16 protein-coding genes are annotated in these 19,071 nt (G+C 71.3%); 13 read left to right on the top strand and 3 right to left on the bottom strand.

The features are described 5' to 3' along the window. Positions 1-19 precede the first annotated feature (19 nt). Entirely contained in the window at positions 20-1,303 is a 1,284-nt protein-coding gene (locus M1L60_RS20515; protein WP_253239086.1) for a GAF domain-containing protein, read from the bottom strand. Between the two features lie 146 nt (positions 1,304-1,449). On the opposite strand from M1L60_RS20515, the gene M1L60_RS20510 reads away from it, so the two are divergent. The 12 genes from M1L60_RS20510 (at position 1,450) to hpf (ending at position 13,986) form a co-directional block, all read left to right on the top strand. Beyond that, a complete protein-coding gene (locus M1L60_RS20510; protein ID WP_253239056.1) occupies positions 1,450-2,829 on the top strand; it encodes a phosphomannomutase/phosphoglucomutase in 1,380 nt (459 codons plus the stop codon). 42 nt (positions 2,830-2,871) lie between these two features. Then, positions 2,872-3,054: a Trm112 family protein gene (locus tag M1L60_RS20505; protein WP_253239055.1), complete on the top strand. Its 183-nt coding sequence runs from the start codon at positions 2,872-2,874 to the stop codon at positions 3,052-3,054. Continuing rightward, positions 3,054-4,280: an SIS domain-containing protein gene (locus M1L60_RS20500; RefSeq protein WP_438862135.1), complete on the top strand. Its 1,227-nt coding sequence runs from the start codon at positions 3,054-3,056 to the stop codon at positions 4,278-4,280. Before M1L60_RS20505 ends, M1L60_RS20500 begins: the two co-directional genes overlap by 1 nt. Positions 4,281-4,315: 35 nt before the next feature. Beyond that, a complete protein-coding gene (locus tag M1L60_RS20495) occupies positions 4,316-5,254 on the top strand; it encodes a cation diffusion facilitator family transporter (protein WP_253239054.1) in 939 nt (312 codons plus the stop codon). A 10-nt stretch (positions 5,255-5,264) separates the two neighbouring features. Continuing rightward, entirely contained in the window at positions 5,265-6,422 is a 1,158-nt protein-coding gene (manA, locus tag M1L60_RS20490; RefSeq protein ID WP_253239053.1) for a mannose-6-phosphate isomerase, class I, read from the top strand. Positions 6,423-6,819: 397 nt separating this feature from the next. Next, on the top strand, positions 6,820-7,680 hold the full coding sequence (locus M1L60_RS20485) for a DUF5753 domain-containing protein (protein ID WP_253239052.1): 861 nt from the start codon (positions 6,820-6,822) through the stop codon (positions 7,678-7,680). Positions 7,681-7,722: 42 nt separating this feature from the next. Continuing rightward, a complete protein-coding gene (locus M1L60_RS20480; protein WP_253239051.1) occupies positions 7,723-7,926 on the top strand; it encodes a DUF397 domain-containing protein in 204 nt (67 codons plus the stop codon). 118 nt (positions 7,927-8,044) lie between these two features. After that, the gene (gene mtrA / locus M1L60_RS20475; protein WP_089293161.1) at positions 8,045-8,734 is read left to right on the top strand and encodes an MtrAB system response regulator MtrA; all 690 of its coding nucleotides are present in this window, start codon (positions 8,045-8,047) and stop codon (positions 8,732-8,734) included. Between the two features lie 74 nt (positions 8,735-8,808). Then, on the top strand, positions 8,809-10,449 hold the full coding sequence (mtrB, locus tag M1L60_RS20470; protein ID WP_253239084.1) for an MtrAB system histidine kinase MtrB: 1,641 nt from the start codon (positions 8,809-8,811) through the stop codon (positions 10,447-10,449). Then, the gene (locus tag M1L60_RS20465) at positions 10,449-12,263 is read left to right on the top strand and encodes an LpqB family beta-propeller domain-containing protein (protein ID WP_253239050.1); all 1,815 of its coding nucleotides are present in this window, start codon (positions 10,449-10,451) and stop codon (positions 12,261-12,263) included. Before mtrB ends, M1L60_RS20465 begins: the two co-directional genes overlap by 1 nt. A gap of 14 nt (positions 12,264-12,277) precedes the next feature. Beyond that, positions 12,278-13,087 carry a ComF family protein gene (locus tag M1L60_RS20460; protein WP_253239049.1) on the top strand — a complete coding sequence of 270 codons (810 nt, stop codon included), beginning with the start codon at positions 12,278-12,280 and terminating at the stop codon, positions 13,085-13,087. Positions 13,088-13,365: 278 nt separating this feature from the next. Further along, positions 13,366-13,986, top strand: coding sequence for a ribosome hibernation-promoting factor, HPF/YfiA family (gene hpf / locus M1L60_RS20455; RefSeq protein WP_253239048.1), 621 nt, complete (start codon positions 13,366-13,368; stop codon positions 13,984-13,986). Between the two features lie 23 nt (positions 13,987-14,009). Here the strand turns inward: hpf and M1L60_RS20450 are convergent, their stop codons facing one another. Then, positions 14,010-15,116 (bottom strand): GNAT family N-acetyltransferase, encoded by a 1,107-nt coding sequence (locus M1L60_RS20450; protein WP_253239083.1) that lies wholly within the window; start codon positions 15,114-15,116, stop codon positions 14,010-14,012. A 171-nt stretch (positions 15,117-15,287) separates the two neighbouring features. Between M1L60_RS20450 and secA the strand changes: the two genes are divergently transcribed. Next, positions 15,288-18,206, top strand: a complete 2,919-nt coding sequence (gene secA / locus M1L60_RS20445; RefSeq protein WP_253239047.1) for a preprotein translocase subunit SecA — start codon at positions 15,288-15,290, stop codon at positions 18,204-18,206. Positions 18,207-18,356: 150 nt separating this feature from the next. Here secA and M1L60_RS20440 read toward each other — a convergent pair whose 3' ends face one another. Next, positions 18,357-18,962, bottom strand: coding sequence for an Rv3235 family protein (locus M1L60_RS20440; RefSeq protein WP_253239082.1), 606 nt, complete (start codon positions 18,960-18,962; stop codon positions 18,357-18,359). Positions 18,963-19,071: the final 109 nt, after the last annotated feature.

Raw genomic sequence — 19,071 nt, 5'->3', positions numbered from 1 at the left:
CTCTGGGGTACGGCCGACGCTAGTTACGAAGACGTTGCACGGACGTTGCAAGCCCATACTCGACATGAAGCTTGTGGATGCGTGCCATCGCGAGGGGGCGGGCCGGGTCGGTCGGGGGCAGCAGGCGGGCGTAGGCCTCCCAGAGCTCCAGGTCGTCGGCGCCCCAGGGGGCGTGCAGCCAGGTGTGGAGCAGCGTGCGGTCACGGGTGGCCAGCAGGGCCGAGCGCAGGCGGTCGTCGACGAGCCGGCGCAGCCGCACCACGCCCGGCGCGTCCGAACCAGGCAGAAGCGGTCCCGCGTACGCCTCCAGCGCGGCCGCCACCCGGCCGTGCTCGAGCAGCGCGGGGACCGTACGGAAATCCGCCTCGATCTCGGCTCGCAGCCGGTAGGGCCGGGAACCCATCAGCTCGGACCCCAGCGCCCGCCGCAGCCGCGACAGTTCGGCCCGTACGGTCACCGGGCTCGCGTCGTCGCCGTAGACCCCGAACGCCAGCTCGTCACCGGTGCTGCCCTCGGGGTGGGCCAGCAGCAGCACCAGCAGCTCGGAGTGGCGGCGGCCCAGACGCCACTGCCGCCCGCCGAAGGTCAGCAGGGCCTCGTTGCGCCCGAGCGCGACCACCGAGCCCGCGGTCGCGGCGCGGCTCAGGTGACCCCGCAGGTAGGCCTCGGCGGCCAGCGCGGTCGCCCGCACCAGGGCCAGGCTGTGCGGGTTGGCCAGGTGGTCGCCGCCGGTGACGTCGATGGCGCCGAGCAGCCGGCCGGTGCCCGGGTCGTGGATCGGTGCGGCGGCGCAGGTCCAGCGCTGCACGCCCCGGCTGAAGTGCTCGGTGGCGAAGATCTGGAGCGGGTGGTCGACGGCCAGGGCCGTGCCCGGCGCGTTGGTGCCCGCGTGCGCCTCGTCCCAGCGGGCGCCGGGCACGAAGTTCATCCGCTCGCCGGCCCGCAGCACCTTGGCCGTCCCCTCGACCCAGAGCAGCCGCCCGTACGCGTCGCACACGGCCATCAGGTGCTCGCCGTCCTCGGCCAGGCCGCCCAGCAGGTCGCGGAAGATCGGCAGGACACGCGCGAGCGGGTGGGCCGCGCGGTAGGACTCGAGGTCGTCGTCGCTGAGGTCGATCGGGGCGGTGGCGTCGGGGCCGGGCAGGGCGACGGCCGAGCGCCGCCAGGAGTCGGCCACCACGGAGCGCATCGCCGGGCCGTCGGACTTCTCACCCGCCACGAACCGCTCGTGGGCACGCCCGACCTGACGCATGCGCTCGACGGGGTCGGCGCCGGCGTCGAGGGCGAGCCACGGGTTGGGCACTACGGGCACCTCCAGACCCACCCATCGTGACCCCCATCACGTCCGACGACAAGCTCTGTTCGGTTGACGCTCTATCAATGACGTAATGCCTGTCATCGGGCTCCGCTACTCTCGGCGGGTCATCAGCGTGGAGACAAGGGGGAGCAGTGTCTGATCTGTCCAAGATCGTCAAGGCGTACGACGTCCGGGGGGTCGTTCCGGACCAGTTCGACGAGGCGATCGCCCGGGCTCTAGGCACCGCGTTCGTCGAGATGCTGCGTGAGTCGGGCGACGACGCCGACGAGATCGTCACCGCGCACGACATGCGCGAGTCGGGCCCCGGCCTGGCCGCCGCGTTCGCCCGGGGCGCCAACGCGGCCGGCGCCGCCGTCATCAGCATCGGCCTGGCCTCGACCGACGAGCTCTACTACGCGTCCGGCTCGCTGGGCCGCCCCGGCGCCATGTTCACCGCCAGCCACAACCCGGCGCAGTACAACGGCATCAAGCTGTGCCGGGCCGGGGCCAAGCCGGTCGGGCAGGACAGCGGCCTGGCCGTCGTCCGGCAGCGGGCCCAGGCCCTGCTCGACGACCTGAACGCCGAGGCCGACGGCCCGTCCCGGCTCGAGACCCGCGACCTGCTGGGCGACTACGCGGCCCACCTGCGCTCGCTGGTCGACCTGGCCGGCATCCGGCCGCTCAAGGTGATCGTCGACGCCGGCAACGGCATGGGCGGCTACACCGTCCCGGCCGTGCTGGGCGACCAGGTGCTGCCGGCCCTGCCGCTCGAGATCGTGCCGATGTACTTCGAGCTCGACGGCTCGTTCCCCAACCACGAGGCCAACCCGCTCGACCCCAAGAACGTGGTCGACCTGCAGAACGCCATCCGCGAGCAGGGCGCCGACATCGGCGTCGCGTTCGACGGCGACGCCGACCGCTGCTTCATCATCGACGAGAAGGGCGACCCGGTCTCGCCCTCGGCCATCACCGCCCTGGTGGCCCGGCGCGAGCTGGCCAAGTTCCCGGGCAGCACGGTGATCCACAACCTGATCACCTCGCACGCCGTGCCCGAGATCATCACCGAGGCGGGCGGCACGCCGGTGCGCAGCCGGGTCGGCCACTCGTTCATCAAGGCCGAGATGGCCCGGACGAACGCAGTATTCGGCGGCGAGCACTCGGCCCACTACTACTTCCGCGACTTCTGGTTCGCCGACACCGGCATGCTGGCCGCCATGCACGTGCTGGCCGCGCTCGGTGGCCAGTCGCTGCCGCTGTCCGAGTTCGCCGCTGAGTACGAGCGCTACAGCGCCTCGGGTGAGATCAACTCGACGGTGGCCGACGCCGCGGCCAAGACGGCCGAGGTGCGGGCCCACTTCGCCGGGGCGACCTTCGACGAGCTCGACGGCCTCACCGTGCAGTTGTCCGACGGCGCCTGGTTCAACCTGCGGGCCTCCAACACCGAGCCGTTGCTGCGGCTCAACGTCGAGGCGCCCAAGCCGGACCGCATGGCATCCCTGCGCGACGAAGTGCTCGCCATCGTCCGTAGTTAGGATCAGGCGGAAACGCCCGCACATCTACCTAGGAGCCGCGCGGTGGCCCTCGATCCGCAGCTGTTGGACATTCTGGCCTGCCCGGACACGCATCACGCGCCGCTCACCCACGACGCCGACGCGCAGACCCTCACCTGCACCGAGTGCGGGCGCATCTTCGAGGTCCGCGACGACATCCCGGTGCTGCTGCTCGACGAGGCGCGTACGCCGAAGGACGCCGCCTGATGGCCGGGCCCCTGGAGGGTGGCGCGGCCGGCGTCCACGGTCACCGGCACGCCGACGAGTCGCTGCTCGACGACGAGAAGTCGATGCTGGCCAACGACCCCGGCGGCATGCTGCGGGCCACGGCGTCGGCCGGCGCCCAGGTGCGCGAGGCGGCCGCGCTGGCCGCCGAGACCGACCTCAGCGTGCTGGCCGACGAGGGCCGCCCCCGGGCGGTCGTCGTGGCCGGCATCGGCACGGCCGGTCTGACCGGCAGCATCCTGTCGACCGTGGCCGGCCCGCGCTGCCCGGTCCCGATCATCGGCCACCGCAGCCCCGGCCTGCCCGGCTGGGTCGGCGCGGCCGACGTGGTCATCGCCGTCTCCGCCTCCGGCCGCAGCCCCGAGGCGCTGGCCGCGGCCGAGGCAGCCGCCCGCCGCGGCGCCCGCCTGGTCGCCGTGGGCAACCCCGACTCCGAGCTCGAGGCCATGGCGGCCCGGGCCCGGGCGCCGTTCTTCGCGGTGCCGCGCCGGGCGCCGGCCCGGGCCAGCCTGTGGGGCCTGGCCGTGCCGGTGCTGCTCGCCGCCCGCGCGATCGGCCTGGTCAAGGTCAACGAGGCTGACCTGGCCGAGACCGCGACCCGGCTCGACGCCGACGCCGAGCGCTGCCGGCCCGGGGCCGATTCGTTCGTCAACCCGGCCAAGGCGCTCGCGCTGGGCCTGGCCGGCTCGATCCCGATCGTCTGGGGCTCGTCCCCGCTGGCCACCGTGGCCGCCCGCCGCTTCGCCGACACGCTGGCCGCCAACGCCCGCTACCCGGTGATGGCGGGCGCCCTGGGCGAGGCCGGCCGGGGCCGGGTGGGCCTGCTCGACGGCGTCTTCGGCGGGCTGGCCGAGTCGACCCGCGACATCTTCGCCGACCCCGACGCGGAAGAGACCGGCGCGACCCGCCTGCGGCTCGTGCTGTTCCGCGACGGCGGGCTCAACCCCGAGGAGGACGCGGACGAGCCGGTCGCCGTCGAGGAACGCCGGGCCGACGCCGTGCAGACCCTGGCCGAACGCCGGGGCGTGCGCTGCGACGTGCTCACGGCCGAGGGCGGCTCGGCCCTGGAGCGGCTCGCCTCCCTGACCGCCGTACCTGATTTCGCCTCGCTCTACCTGGCCCTGGCCCACGGGCTCGACCCGATGGCCGTGCCCGCGATCAGCGAGATGAAAGAGCTTTCGAACCCGTTGCCCGAGGGAATGCAGTGACCGCTTCTGACGGACGTCACTGCGGAGTTGGGTAAATGAGTGCTGAGGGTGGAACCAAGGCGATCGTCGCGGCGCTGGCCGCGAACCTCGGTATCGCGGTCACCAAGTTCGTCGCCTGGTTGCTGACGAGCTCGTCGTCGATGCTGGCGGAGTCGATCCACTCCGTGGCCGACTCCGGCAACCAGCTCCTGCTGCTGATCGGTGGCAAGCGGTCGCGGCGCCAGGCGACGCCCGACCATCCGTTCGGCTTCGGCCGTGAGCGCTACATCTACGCGTTCATCGTGTCCATCGTGCTGTTCAGCCTCGGTGGCCTGTTCGCGCTGTACGAGGCCTGGCACAAGATCAGCGAGCCGCACCCGATCGAAAGCTGGCAGTGGGTGCCGGTCGTCGTGCTGGTGGTGGCGATCGGCCTCGAGTCGTACTCGTTCAGGACCGCGATCAAGGAGTCGAACCGTACCCGGGGCAACACCTCGTGGGTCGACTATGTGCGCCGGGCCAAGGCTCCGGAACTGCCCGTGGTGCTGCTGGAGGACTCGGGGGCCCTGCTCGGCCTCGTGTTCGCGCTGTTCGGTGTGGTGATGACCCTGCTCACCGGCAACGGCGTGTGGGACGGCATCGGCACCGCGATGATCGGCGTACTGCTGGTGGCCATCGCGGCGATCCTGGCCGTCGAGACCAAGAGCCTGCTGATCGGCGAAGGAGCCAGCCCCGAGGCGACCCGGCGGATCGAGCAGGCCGTGCTGGCGGGCGAGGGCGTCGAGCGGATCATCCACATGAAGACGCTGCACCTCGGGCCGGAGGAGCTGCTGGTGGCGGTGAAGATCGCCGTGCCGAGTTCGGAGAAGGCCGACGAGGTGGCCCGGCACATCGACGAGACCGAGGCCCGCATCCGCGAGGCGGTGCCGATCGCCCGGGTGATCTACATCGAGCCCGACATCTACCGTCCAGCGAAGCCGGCGGTCGCGCCCGGGTAGTTTCACGACCATGAGCGTTCTTCCGCTGACCGGGGTCGTCCGTCCGTACGCCTGGGGTTCCCGCACCCTCATCGCCGAGCTCCAGGGGCGGCCCGCGCCCACCGAGCAACCGGAGGCCGAGCTGTGGCTGGGCGCTCACCCGGGCGACCCGGCCACCGTCACGGCCAAGGACGGCCCGGTCAGCCTGGACGCGCTCATCACGGACGACCCGAAGGGGCAGCTGGGCGAGGCCGTGCTCGAGGCGTTCGGCCCGCGCCTGCCCTTCCTGCTCAAGGTGCTGGCGGCCGGGGCCCCGCTCTCGCTGCAGGCCCACCCCGACCTCGAGTACGCGAAGCAGGCGTACGCCCGGCAGGAGGCCGACCCCAGCCTGCCCAAGAACTACACCGACGCCAACCACAAGCCCGAGATGCTGGTGGCGCTGACGCCGTTCGAGGCGCTGTGCGGCTTCCGCGCGCCCGGCGTCGCGGCCGACGAGATCGAGGCGTTCGGGGTGGCCTCGCTCGCGCCCGTGGTCGCGGCGCTGCGTGGGGGAGACCTGCGCGCCGCCGTGCAGACCCTGCTCACCTGGCCCGCCGGCGACCGGGACGCGCTGATCACGGCGGTGGTGGCCGCCGCACCGGCCGAGGGGCTGGTGGCCGACTTGGCGGCGCACTACCCGGGCGATCCCGGTGTGCTGGTGGCGCTGCTGCTCAACCACGTGCGCCTGGCGCCGGGCGAGGCGATCTGGATGCCCGCGGGCAACCTGCACGCCTATCTCAAGGGGGCCGGCGTCGAGTTGATGGCGGCCAGCGACAACGTGCTGCGCGGCGGCCTGACCCCCAAGCGGGTCGACGTCGACGAGCTGCTCAAGGTGCTGCGCTTCGAGGTGCTGGACGACCCGATCCTGCGCAGCGAGCAGGTGGCCCCGGGCGTCTCGACGTGGGCGGTGCCGATTCCCGACTTCCGCCTGCTGCGGGTCGAACTGGACGGCACCCGCCCGCCGGTCGAGGTGCCCGCCACCGGCCCGCGCATCATCCTGGCCACCGCGGGCGACGTCTTCGTGGGCGAGAGCGTCGATGGCACCCCGGTCGAGCTGACCCCGGGTACGGCCGCCTACGCCTCGGCCGATGCCGGCGCGATCAAGGTTGCGGGCACCGGCGCGGTCTTCGTGGCCGCCGTCCCGGCCTGACTCGTTCACGCTCAGCGTGACGTTGACAACCCCTCAAAATAGGAAATTTCCGGATTTGCTTGACACGGCGTGTGCGGAGTGTGAATCTATAAACACGCAGCGTCATTGGTGATCGGGGGGTCCCACGGACGCGCGCGGTACCAAACCGGGGGGATGAACGGGGCGGTGGGTCCAGGCCCGCCGTCCCGTTCGCTATGTCCGGACGGTTTGGTCGGACATGGGCCGGGGCCCGTCCGCAGAGGTGCGGACGGGCCCCGTCTTCCGGGTCGCCGGTGTTTGCCGCCACCGACCGGCCCGTGGTCCATTTCCATTACGGCATGACCTCTGACCTGCATGCAAGTGCACAGGGTGGGGTGCAAGTTGCAGACAGCGACGGGTGCAACGTTATGGTGTTCCCGTGGCAAGGGCGACCTCAACCGCACGGCACGAGCTCGGTAACGAGTTGCGCCGTCTTCGTGCCGACCGCCGGGCGGCCGATGTAGCCACCGCGCTGGGCTGGTCCGAGTCCAAGCTGAGCCGCATCGAGACCGCGCACACCGGAATCACCGAGCCCGACCTCGACCGTCTTCTCACTTCCTACGGCGTACGGGTGGAAGACCGCGACCGCCTCCGTGAGCTGGCCCGTCGCGGCCGCGCCCGGGCCTGGTGGACGCCGTACCGGTCCTCGGTCCCCGACCCGTACGACGAATACGTCGCCCTCGAGGCCGAGGCCGTGCTCATCAGCGAGTGGGAACCCCAGGTCGTCCCCGGTCTGCTGCAGACCGACGAGTACGCCCGGGCCGTGATCGAGGTCGGGGCCGACGTCGGCGCGGCCGAGACCATCCAGCGCCGCCTCGCCCTGCGCATGGCCCGCCAGGCCGTTCTGACCCGCGATCCCACCCCGGTGCTGCGCATCGTCCTCGACGAGGCCGTGCTCCACCGCGAGGTCGGCGGGCCCGACGTGCTGCGCCGTCAGTTGGGCCGGCTGCGCGAGGCCAGCGAACGCCCCGGGGTCGAGCTTCTCGTGCTCCCGTTCACCGCCGGCGCCCACGCGGGCATGACCGAGCCGTTCATGGTTCTCGAGTTCGAGGCGGGCACCCGGGCCTCTGTCGTGCACAGCGAGGGCCTCACCGGTGGTCTCTTCCGGGTGACGCCGGCCGACGTCGACGTCTACCGCGACGCCCTCTCCGACCTGCGGGAACGCTCAATGTCGCCAGAGTTGAGCCGAACGGCCATCGCTGAAAGGGAGGAAGCACTCCGCCTTCTGACCGCATCGTGAGCTGAAATGGAGGCGCTTGTACCTCCTGGAAGGGGACCCACGATGCAGGACGCCACTCTCACCTGGCGTAAGAGCACTCGAAGCGGAGCCGCGGGCCACTGCGTCGAGATCGCGAACGTTCCGGCAGCCGTGCTGATGCGCGACTCGAAGGACGTCACCGGTCCGGTGCTCGCGTTCGGCGGCACGGACTGGGCCGGTTTCATCGCCGGCGTACGGGACGGGGAGTTCGACCGCCCCCGGGCCTGATCCTCGAAGGGCGGTCCGCTGCCGGGCCGCCCTTTTTCGTCCCTCCGAGCCCCCCGTTTTACGCAAGATCGCCCCCGGGGTACGTGGTGTTCGGGAGGACAGTGCAATATTGGACCGCATGAGAGCCCGGGTACTCGTCGTCGATGACGATCCAGCGCTGGCCGAGATGCTCGGCATCGTCCTGCGGAGCGAGGGTTTCCTGCCCTCGTTCGTGGCCGACGGGGAACGCGCTCTGGCCGCCTTCCGGGAAAGTCGTCCCGACATCGTGCTGCTCGACCTGATGCTGCCCGGCATGAGCGGCATCGACGTGGCCCGGGCGATCCGGGCCGAGTCGGGCATCCCGATCGTCATGCTGACGGCCAAGAGCGACACGGTCGACGTGGTGCTCGGCCTCGAGTCCGGCGCCGACGACTACGTGGTCAAGCCGTTCAAGCCCAAGGAACTGGTGGCCCGCATGCGGGCCCGCCTGCGCCGGGGCGAGGACGCGGCGCCCGAGATGCTGACCATCGGCCCGCCCGGCAACCAGATCACCATCGACGTGCCGGCCCACACCGTGTCCCGCGACGGTGAGGAAGTGAAGCTCACCCCGCTCGAGTTCGACCTGCTGGTGGCCCTGGCCCGCAAGCCGCGCCAGGTCTTCACCCGCGAGGTGCTGCTCGAGCAGGTGTGGGGTTACCGCCACGCCGCCGACACCCGGTTGGTCAACGTCCACGTGCAGCGGCTGCGCGCCAAGATCGAGCCCGACCCGGAACGGCCCGAGATCATCCTGACCGTCCGGGGGGTCGGGTACAAGGCCGGCACCGGATAGGCCCGGTGAGCGGCTAACCTTGCCGCGTGCGCGCTCCGGCCTGGCTCCCGCTTCCGGTCCGCCGCATCCTGCGAGTGGTGCGGCGGTACTGGCGTGTCCTCGTGCGCCGGTTCGCGGTGTGGGCGTCGCCGGCCCACCGCGCCTGGCGCCGCTCGCTGCAGCTGCGCGTCGTCACGCTCACCCTGGTCGCGTCCAGCCTGCTGGTGGCCGCGTTCGGCTGGTTCATCGCCGACCGCAGCGCCAAGATCCTGCTGAGCCGGGCCCAGGACGAGGTCCAGGTCTCGATGCGTAACAAGGTGGGCTACGCCGAGCAGCAGCTCACCGTCCACCCGCAGGCGCGTGATCCGCTGCTGCCGCGCACCTTCGCCACGATCGTCGGTCAGCTGGCCGACGGCGACCCGGCCGAGTCCGGCGGCTCGGTGGTGTCGATCCGGGCCGGGCAGTCCGCCGAGCTCGCCCCGGTCACCTCGCCCAACGTCGACACCGCCGAGCTGATCACCGCCGAGCTGGTCCACCGGGTCTCCGACGACGCCAAGGTGGCCAACCAGATCGTCACCGCCCGGGTCAACGGGCACACCACGAAATACCTGGTCACCGGCTCGCCCGTGCCGACCAGCTTCGGCCACGTCGAGCTCTACTACATGGTGCCGCTGACCACTGAGGACAGCGCGGCCAACCAGATCCGCACCACCGTGCTGGCCACCGGGCTGGCCCTGGTCATCATGCTCGGCGTGATCGCGGGCCTGGTCACCCGGCTGGTCGTGACCCCGGTCCGGGTCGCCGCCCGCACCGCCCAGCGGCTCAGCGCGGGTCTGCTCGACCAGCGCATGAAGGTCGACGGCGAGGACGACCTGGCCCTGCTCGCGGCGTCGTTCAACCAGATGGCGGCCAACCTGCAGCGCCAGATCGTGCGGCTCGAAGAGCTGTCGCGCCTGCAGCGCCGGTTCACTTCCGACGTCTCCCACGAATTGCGTACGCCGCTGACCACCGTCCGCATGGCGGCCGACCTCATCTTCGCCGAGCGCGACGAGTTCGACCCCGCCGTCGCCCGCAGCGCCGAACTGCTCCAGGCCGAGCTCGACCGGTTCGAGAGCCTGCTGACCGACCTGCTCGAGATCAGCCGCTTCGACGCCGGTTTCGCCGCCCTCGACGCCGAGCACACCGACCTGGTGCCGATCGTCGAGCGGGTCGCCGACCGGCTCACCGGCCTGGCCGAGCGGGTCGGGGTCGAGATCGAGCTGCGCCTGCCCGACACTCCGGTGATCGCCGAGGTCGATCCGCGCCGGGTCGAGCGGGTGCTGCGCAACCTGGTCGGCAACGCCGTCGAGCACGGCGAGGCCAAGCCGGTGCAGGTCACCCTGGCCAGCGACGACGCGGCGGTGGCGATCACCGTGCGCGACCACGGCATCGGCCTCAAGCCGGGCGAGGAACGCCTGGTCTTCAACCGGTTCTGGCGGGCCGACCCGTCCCGGGCCCGGCAGACCGGCGGCACCGGCCTCGGCCTGTCGATCAGCGCCGAGGACGCGCGCCTGCACGGCGGCTGGCTCGAGGCGTGGGGCGCGCCCGGCGAGGGCGCCCAGTTCCGGCTCACCCTGCCGGTGCGCTCGGGCGACCGGCTGCTGGCGGCGCCCCTGCCGTTGATCCCGCGCGACCGGGCCCCGGCGCTGCCGGCCCCCGGCCCGGCCCCGGCCGGCGACAAGGCAGAGGTGGTCTGATGCGACGCTTGCTCTGTACGGCCGTCGTGCTGGGCGCGATGCTGGCCGGCGGCTGCGGCATCCCGGCCGAGAGCGACGTGACGATCCTCGGCGAGGGCCCGCCCAGCGGCGTGTCGGTCGACGACGACGGCAGCCCGCCGGTGCAGTACGCCCGCACCGACACCAACGATCTGGAAGAGTTCGCCGACAACTACCTCGAGGCCGCGGCCGGCGACGCCGAGACGGCCCTCAACCGGGTCAAGGCGTTCCAGGCGCCCGATCTGGCCGCGCGCTTCCCGACCGGCAACGACATCAAGGTCATCCGCGAGACCGAACGCCCGCTCTACTCGCCGGGCGACTCCGAGATCACGTTCATCGTGCAGGTGGTCGGCACGCTGAAGGCCAACGGCGTGCTCCAGCCGGCCGACGGCGCGTCCTCGGGCACCCGCTACAAGCTGCGCATCGGCTCCGTGTCCGGGCAAGAGGGGCTGTTCGTGCTCGACGCCCCGCAGGCCATGCTGATGACCGATCAGACGCTCAACTCGTTCTATCAGCGCCGCACGATCTACTGGTGGAACAACGAGAACACCGGCCTCGTGCCCGACCTGCGCTACATGCCCCGCAGCGTGCCCACCGTGCAGCAGCCGACGACGATCCTGGGCTGGCTCACCGGCGCGCCCGCGCCCTGGCTCAGCGACGCCGTCAACAGCCTGCCCACGGGCACCCAGGCCGCCGACAACGTGCCCGCCATCACCAACGACACACTCGAGATCAGGCTCAACGACAAGGCCGTCCCGCCGGGCGCCGACCCGGGTGTGCTCGACCGGCTGCGCCGCCAGTTGCAGTGGTCCATGCAGCCGGTGCCGCGCGTGATCTCGATCGCCGTCGGCCACAACGAGCCGGTGCGGGTCGAGAACGGTGAGTTCTTCGACAGCAATCTGGCCTACAACCTCACCGACGACCCGGAACGGTTCGCGATCCTCGGCGGCGGCATCCGGCGGCTGAAGGGTTCGCCCCGGGCCGACGACGAGCTGCCGGTGATCAAACCGGCGGCCAACCGGAACATCGCCTCGGCGGCGATCAGCGCGTCCGCGACCCGGGCCTACGCCGCGGTGGTGACCGGCCCGGCCGGCCAGCGTCGGCTGCGGGTGGCCGACGCGCCGCTGGGCGAGCAGGCCGACCTGACCGAGGTCGTCGGTCTGGGCGGCTCGCTCGGCACCCCGGTCTGGGCCCAGCTGCCCAGCGGCGGTGAGGACACCCAGGCGATCGGGCTGATCACCCAGGGCGGCCAGGTCTACTCGTTCGCCGGGGCCGGCTCGCGGGCCCAGCGGGTGGAGTGGCAGGGCAATCCCGGCCCGGTCAGCGCGCTCGCGGTGGCGCCCGACGGGCACCGGGTGGCGGTGGTCAGCGAGGGCCGGCTCTACCGGGCCGCGCTCAGCACCAGCGGCGACGGCATCACCCTGGGCGTGCCCGAGCAGGTGCTGCCGCCCAGCCTGCAGGCCGTGACCGCGGTCGCCTGGAGCAGCGAGGACTACCTGGTGGTGGCGGGCGCCCGCCGCGACGGTCGCTACGCGGTGCTCGACGTGACGGTCGACGGCGGGTTGTCCACGGTTCGCCTCGACGACATCGGCGCCGAACGGGTGACTTTCCTGTCGGCCTACCCGTCCAACCCGGTGACCGGCACCGAGCGGTCGTCGTCGGAGTCGTACATGGCGGGTGGCGAAGCCTTTGACGTGCTCAGCGCGCCCGACAAGATCACCACGGAGCATCTGGCCGGCCCGCCGGTGCCGCCCGGCTCCGACGCCAAGCCCACCGCCCCGTTCTTCCTCGACTGAGCCGGAGCTCGCGCATGGCCGGCCTGCTGGGTGATCTCGCCGATCTGGTGCTGCCGGCCCCGTGCGCCGGCTGCGGGGCCGAGCGGGTGCCGCTGCGGTACGGCGTGTGCGCGGCCTGTGCCGCCGGTCTCGAGGCGTTGCGGCCGTTCCGGCGGCCACCCGAGCCGGTGTCGTTCGGGCTGCCCACTTGTGTGGCGGTGGGGGCGTACGAGGGCGCGTTGCGTGGCGCCCTGCTGGCCTACAAAGAAAAGGGCCGTCACCGGCTCGCCCGCCCGCTCGGCAGCCTGCTGGCCGTGGCGGTGGCCCGGATCGCCCCCCGCAGCGTGCCGGTGACCCTCGTGCCGGTGCCGTCGACGGCCGCCGCCTCTCGGGAGAGGCATGGCGATCACATGCTGCGTCTGGCCGCACACACCGTGCGGCGGTTACGCGGCGCCGGTTGGCAGGCTGAAATCAGCCCTCAGCTCGAAGCGTTACCACGTCCCGACTCTACGTCACTGAGCGTGGCCGGGCGGCGCGCCGCAGCTGAGGATTCGCTGCGAATTCGGCGGGCCCGAATCGGCGTTCGGCGGCGCGCCGAGCCCCGGAAAGGCACGCTGGTGGTAGTCGACGACATCGTCACCACCGGAGCCACGCTGGCCGCGGTGACCCGCCGGCTCGAGGAGGCAAAGATGCAGGTCGATGGGGTTGCGGTGTTGGCTGCGACACAGCTCCGCGGAACGTCTGGATCCGGTTTCGCCGGTTTCCCGCCTGACGGCACAGAAAAGGTGAACGTCGGACTTTCGGTATCCCGAACGAGGGGTGACGCGGGAGCATCGGCACGTTAGCGTCTTGGTGACGAGGGTATGAGTTCCGACTCGTCCCGCTCCATCCTTCAGGCGCAGCGCGTCCGCGAGCCGCCGCACCGGAAAGGAGTCGTCTCCTTCGCGATCGGTCACGCTCGGTGAGTTGACCCAGGGTCGATCACGGCGTCACCGCGCCAATCAGTGAGCAAGGACAAAACGGTGCCCCCGGCAACCCGGAAGCTCAGCCTTCAGTCCTTTTCGGGGCGGCGGGCGGGGCGGTTGGAGGGGCCCGTAAGCAGAAACGTTGGGGGAGGTCACGAGTGGACATTGTCGTCAAGGGCCGCAACGTAGAGGTTCCCGACCACTATCGGGAACACGTCGCCGACAAACTGAGCAAGGTCGAGCGTTACGACCAGAAGCTGATCCGGGCCGACGTCGAACTTTTCCACGAGCGCAATCCGCGCCAGTCCGACAACTGCCAGCGAGTCGAGATCACCGTCGTGACGAAGGGCCCGGTCATCCGGGCCGAGGCCTGCGCCAAAGACTTCTACGCAGCCCTGGACCTGGCCATCACCAAACTCGACGGCCGGCTACGGCGATCCGCCGACCGCCGCCGGGTGCACCGAGGGCGTCACGCGCCTCTCTCGGTGGCAGCGGCCACCGCCGGTCTGCCCACCGATCTGAGCCTGGCCCAAACGGCCGAACAGACCTCATCGGTCGCCACCGCCCTCGCGGAACACGACGAGGACCTGCCGTGGCGGATCGTGCGGGAGAAGGAACACCCCGCTGACCCCATGACCGTCGACGACGCACTCTTCCAGATGGAGCTCGTCGGCCACGACTTCTACCTGTTCCTCGACAAGGACAGCGGTCGGCCCAGCGTCGTCTACCGCCGGCGGGGCTACGACTACGGCATCCTGTCGCTCGGAACCACGGGCTAGCCACCCGAATCAGCCGAGGGCCTTCAGTCCAGGAGGTCCTCGGCGAGGAGGACGTACTGCACGTCGTCGACCCGCGTCCCGTCCGGGCCGGGCAGCCGCGCGCGCAGGTACGCCTCCCGGTGGAATCCCGCCTTCTCGAGCACCCGTTGCGAGCCCAGGTTGTCCGGCGCCGTGCCGGCGGCCAGCCGCACCACGTCGGTCTCGGCGAAGACCCACAACGACAGCAGCTGGGCGGCCCGGGTCGGAAAACCCCGTCCCCGGTACGCCGGCAGCATGCTGTAGCCGATCATCGCCTGCTGCGTGAACGGGTCGTCGTAGAAGAGCCCGATGTCGCCGACCGGCGCGCCGGTGGCCGCGTCCTCGATCACCAGGTCGGCCCGGGTTCCGCCCAGCCACTGCGTCTCGGCCCGCTCGCACCGCCGGCGGATCCGCTCGGCGCTCGGCCGTTCCGGCGGCACGCTGGTCGCGATCACGTCGGGCAGGATGAGCAGCTCGGTCAGGAACGCGTTGTCGCCCGGTCCGAGCGGCCGCAGGCGCACCACACCGTCGGACAGCTCGCCCCCGGGCAGGTCGGGCAGCAGCCGTGGTGCTGGCTCGTCCGGGTCGCCGGCCAGGCGGGCGAAGACCACCATGTCGTCGCGGGCGCCGTCGCGGCCGAGCTGGGCGCCGCGGCGCAACCCCTCGCGCTGGAAGGCGGCGGCCATGGCGACCCGCTGGCTGACCGGGTTGTCGAGGTGGGTGAGCAGCTCGAGGCGCTCCAGCCCGTGGCCCAGCGCGTGGGCGCTCAGGGCGCGCAGCGCCGCCGTGGCCACGCCCCGCCGGCGGGCCCACGGCCCGACCCAGTAGCCGACCTCGGCCTGGCGGCGGACCGGAACGACCTTGTCGAAGCCGATGCCGCCGAGCAGCTCGTCGGTCCCGGGGTCGGCGATGGCGTAGAGCGCGCCACCCTCGGCCGAGGTGGCCACGACGTGCTCGGCGATGTACCGCTCGGCGTGCGCGACGGTGTAGGGCGACGGCAGGGGCGGCAGGAAAGATCGGGAGATTTGATCATCGAACCCGGCGGCGAGCGCGTCGGCGTCGTCCGCGCGAAACGCCCGGAGGCGTACCCCAGTGCCGTTGATCTTTCCGATGGTCCCGCCCTCTCTCGTTGTCGCGGCCTATCCTGCCGGAACGGCTCCGCTCTGAGCGAACTTGATGCGAAGTTTCCCATCGTTTGTGCGGTTAACCCGAGGCTCGGGTCACAGCTCCGGCCGAGGGGTGCCTACGATGGTTCGGCAGACTGTCTAGGGGAGCGCTGACCCGTGTCGATTTTGGAAAAGGTCCTACGCGCCGGCGAAGGCCGCATGGTGCGCCGGCTCAAGGCGATCGCTGACGCGGTCAACTCGATCGAGGACGACTACGTCGACCTCACCGATGACGAGTTGCGCGAGTGCACCCAGCAGTTCCAGGAAAGGGTCGCCGACGGCGAATCGCTGGACTCGCTGTTGCCCGAGGCGTTCGCCGTCGCCCGCGAAGGGGCCAAGCGCGTGCTCGGCCAGCGGGCCTACAACGTGCAGCTGATGGGTGGCGCCGCCCTGCACTTCGGCAACATCCCCGAGATGAAGACCGGTGAGGGCAAGACCCTGACCGGCGTGTTCCCGGCCTACCTCAACGCGTTGAGCGGCAAGGGCGTGCACATCATCACGGTCAACGACTACCTGGCCCAGCGCGACGCCGAGTGGGTCGGCCGGGTGCACGTGTTCCTCGGGCTCACCGTCGGAGTGATCCTGCCGAACCGGCCCGCCGCCGATCACCGCGCGGCCTACATGTGCGACATCACGTACGGCACCAACAACGAGTTCGGCTTCGACTACCTGCGCGACAACATGGCGTGGTCGAAGGACGAGCTGGTGCAGCGCGGCCACAACTTCGCGATCGTCGACGAGGTCGACTCGATCCTGATCGACGAGGCCCGCACCCCGCTGATCATCTCCGGCCCGGCCGAGCACTCGGCCCGCTGGTACGGCGAGTTCGCCGCGATCGTCGGCCGCCTCCAGCGCGGCAAGGAGGGCGAGGCCGACTACGACGTCGACGAGGCCAAGCGCACCATCGCGATCACCGAGCGCGGCGTCGGCAAGGTCGAGGACAGGCTCGGCATCGACAACCTGTACGAGTCGGTGAACACCCCGCTCGTCGGTTACCTCAACAACGCGATCAAGGCCAAAGAGCTCTACAAGCGCGACAAGGACTACATCGTCGACGAGGGTGGCGAGGTTCTCATCGTCGACGAGTTCACCGGGCGCATCCTGCACGGCCGTCGCTACAACGAGGGCATGCACCAGGCCATCGAGGCCAAGGAGGGCGTCGAGGTCAAGCAGGAGAACCAGACGCTGGCCACCATCACGCTGCAGAACTACTTCCGGCTCTACGAGAAGCTCGGCGGCATGACCGGTACCGCGCAGACCGAGGCCGGCGAGTTCAACAGCGTGTACAAGGTCGGCGTCGTGTCCATCCCGACCCACCGGCCGATGGTCCGCGTCGACCACCCCGACGTCATCTACAAGACCGAGAAGGCCAAGTTCGAGGCCGTCATCGAGGACATCGCCGAGCGGCACGCCACCGGTCAGCCCGTCCTCGTCGGCACGGTCTCGGTCGAGAACTCCGAGATCCTCTCGACGCTGCTGCGCCGCCGCGGCATCCCGCACAGCGTGCTGAACGCGAAGTTCCACGCGCAGGAAGCCACGATCATCGCGCAGGCCGGCCGTAAGGGCGGCGTCACGGTGGCCACCAACATGGCCGGCCGTGGCACCGACATCCTGCTCGGCGGCAACCCCGAGTTCCTCGCGGCCAACGAGCTGCACCAACGCGGCCTCGACCCGGTCGAGAGCCCCGACGAGTACGCGAAGGCGCTCGAAGAGGTCCTCCCGGTGTGGAAGGAGGCCTGCGAGGAGGAGTCGGCCGACGTCCAGGCGGCCGGCGGTCTCTACGTGCTGGGCACCGAGCGGCACGACTCGCGGCGCATCGACAACCAGCTCCGCGGCCGTTCCGGCCGGCAGGGCGACCCGGGCGAGTCCCGGTTCTACCTGTCGCTGCAGGACGACCTGATGAAGCGGTTCCGCGCGGGCGCGGTCGAGGCCGTCATGGAGCGGTTCAACATCCCCGACGACGTGCCGATCGAGTCCAAGATGGTGACCCGGCAGATCCGGTCGGCCCAGACCCAGATCGAGGGCCAGAACGCCGAGATCCGCAAGAACGTCCTCAAGTACGACGAGGTGCTCAACAAGCAGCGCCAGGTCATCTACGCCGAGCGCAAGCGCGTGCTCGACGGCGAGGACATGCACGACCAGGTCGAGCACATGATCGACGACGTGATCGCCGACTTCGTGGTCGCCGCCACGGCCGACGGCTACGCCGAGGACTGGGACCTCGACCAGCTCTGGACCAACCTGAAGCGGCTCTACCCGGTCTCGGTGACGGTCGACGACCTGATCGAGGAGTCGGGCGGCGACCGCCAGGCCGTCGACCAGGAGTTCCTCACCGCGCAGCTGAAGGAAGACGCGCTGGCGGCCTACCGCGCCCGCGAGGAGGAGCTCGGGGCCGAGGCCCTGCGCGAGCTCGAGCGTCAGGTTCTGCTCAGCGTCATCGACCGCAAGTGGCGCGAGCACCTCTACGAGATGGACTACCTGCAGGAAGGCATCAGCCTGCGGGCGTACGCCCAGCGCGACCCGGTGGTGGAATACCAGCGCGAGGGCTTCGACATGTTCAACCAGATGATGGAGGGCATCAAGGAGGAGGCGGTCGGGTTCCTGTTCAACCTGGAGGTCCAGGTCGAGGAGCAGCCCACGGTGACCGTCGACCCGAGCAAGGCGGTGCCCCTGCCGGCCGGCGGCGTGATGACGCAGGACGGCGGCAACACGACCGAGTCCGACCGCGTCGAGGTGCGGGCCAAGGGTCTGGGCAGCGGCAACCGCCCGCAGAACCTGCAGTACACCGCGCCGGCGATCGACGGTGAGGCGGGCGAGGGCTCCCCTATCATCCAGCCCGCGCAACAGCAGCAGCAGGCGCCCGCGCTGGGCATCGGCGCCGGCGGCGCTCCGGTTCCGTCCGGCCCGGCCCCCACCGTCGGCCGCCGCCCGGGCCAGCCCGCCGCGGAGTCGAACGGGCCGTCCCGCAACGCCCCGTGCTACTGCGGCTCGGGCAAGAAGTACAAGCGCTGCCACGGAGCCCCCGGGGCAGTCTGAGCAACCCTTTCAACGGCGGCCCGCCGGCGGACACGTTCCGCCGGCGGGCCGCCGTTGTCTGTCGCCCGCCGGCCGTTGCCGCGGTCCGGCGTGGGCGGCCCGGGACGTCTGCCGCGGGCATGGTGCAGCAGGCGCCCCGGGGGTCCAGGGTCAGAGCAGGCGCAGCGCGGTTGCCTGCCATTCGGCCTCGTGCAGTTCGAGCCGCAGAGCCATGGCGCAGGTGCGCTCGGCGGTCAACAGGGCCACAGCCGCCTCCACAGCGCCCGGACGGGGCTCGCAGAGCCGGACGTGCAGCACCGCCACCGGGGTCGGCCGGTCACCGGCGCGCCGGCCGGCGGCCCGGCGTCGCGGTCGCTTCATCGTCTCGCGCAGTTCGCGCACCCGGTGGGCGGCCGCCGTGCCCTGGGCGACGACGCCGGCGGCCTGCATGGGGTGGGACAGACGGCGCAGGTGGGCGGCCGGGCGGTGACCGTCGATGACCTCGACACACGTGCGGACGAAGCGCTTGACGGCCAGCTTGGCATCGGGCGAGACGCCGGCCGCGGGGGAGTGCCGCGGTGCGTCCGCCGCCGGGCCGGGCGGCGCCGGACGCCGTGGGGACCAGTCGAGCGACAACTGGTGGGCTGTGGCCCAGAAGGACGGCTCGAGCTCGTCGTCGAAGGGTGGCTCGCAGCGCGGGGTGGGGCGCAGGCTGATCGTGGGCTGGGGCTGCTGCTCGGGCGTTCTGGGCCGGGTTGCCACCGACGTCCGTTGCATCACGGCACCACCTCATCCGGTTGACCTTGCGTTTGCTTTCGTTTGCTTGTGACAGCCAGTTTTCCGGTGACGAAAGCGAGCGTCAACGGGCGACGTGATCCAACTGAGT

This window comes from Paractinoplanes aksuensis (assembly GCF_024137025.1).
GTDB lineage: Bacteria > Actinomycetota > Actinomycetes > Mycobacteriales > Micromonosporaceae > Actinoplanes > Actinoplanes aksuensis.
This window is presented reverse-complemented; position numbering and strand designations above follow the sequence as displayed.

What these genes read in the sequence shown, in the direction of transcription:
- M1L60_RS20440 (WP_253239082.1), bottom strand. Translation starts at nt 18,962, where the DNA reads ATGCAACGGACGTCGGTGGCAACCCGGCCCAGAACGCCCGAGCAGCAG.
- M1L60_RS20500 (WP_438862135.1), top strand. Translation starts at nt 3,054, where the DNA reads ATGGCCGGGCCCCTGGAGGGTGGCGCGGCCGGCGTCCACGGTCACCGG.
- M1L60_RS20460 (WP_253239049.1), top strand. Translation starts at nt 12,278, where the DNA reads ATGGCCGGCCTGCTGGGTGATCTCGCCGATCTGGTGCTGCCGGCCCCG.
- M1L60_RS20465 (WP_253239050.1), top strand. Translation starts at nt 10,449, where the DNA reads ATGCGACGCTTGCTCTGTACGGCCGTCGTGCTGGGCGCGATGCTGGCC.
- mtrA (WP_089293161.1), top strand. Translation starts at nt 8,045, where the DNA reads ATGAGAGCCCGGGTACTCGTCGTCGATGACGATCCAGCGCTGGCCGAG.
- M1L60_RS20495 (WP_253239054.1), top strand. Translation starts at nt 4,316, where the DNA reads ATGAGTGCTGAGGGTGGAACCAAGGCGATCGTCGCGGCGCTGGCCGCG.
- M1L60_RS20480 (WP_253239051.1), top strand. Translation starts at nt 7,723, where the DNA reads ATGCAGGACGCCACTCTCACCTGGCGTAAGAGCACTCGAAGCGGAGCC.
- manA (WP_253239053.1), top strand. Translation starts at nt 5,265, where the DNA reads ATGAGCGTTCTTCCGCTGACCGGGGTCGTCCGTCCGTACGCCTGGGGT.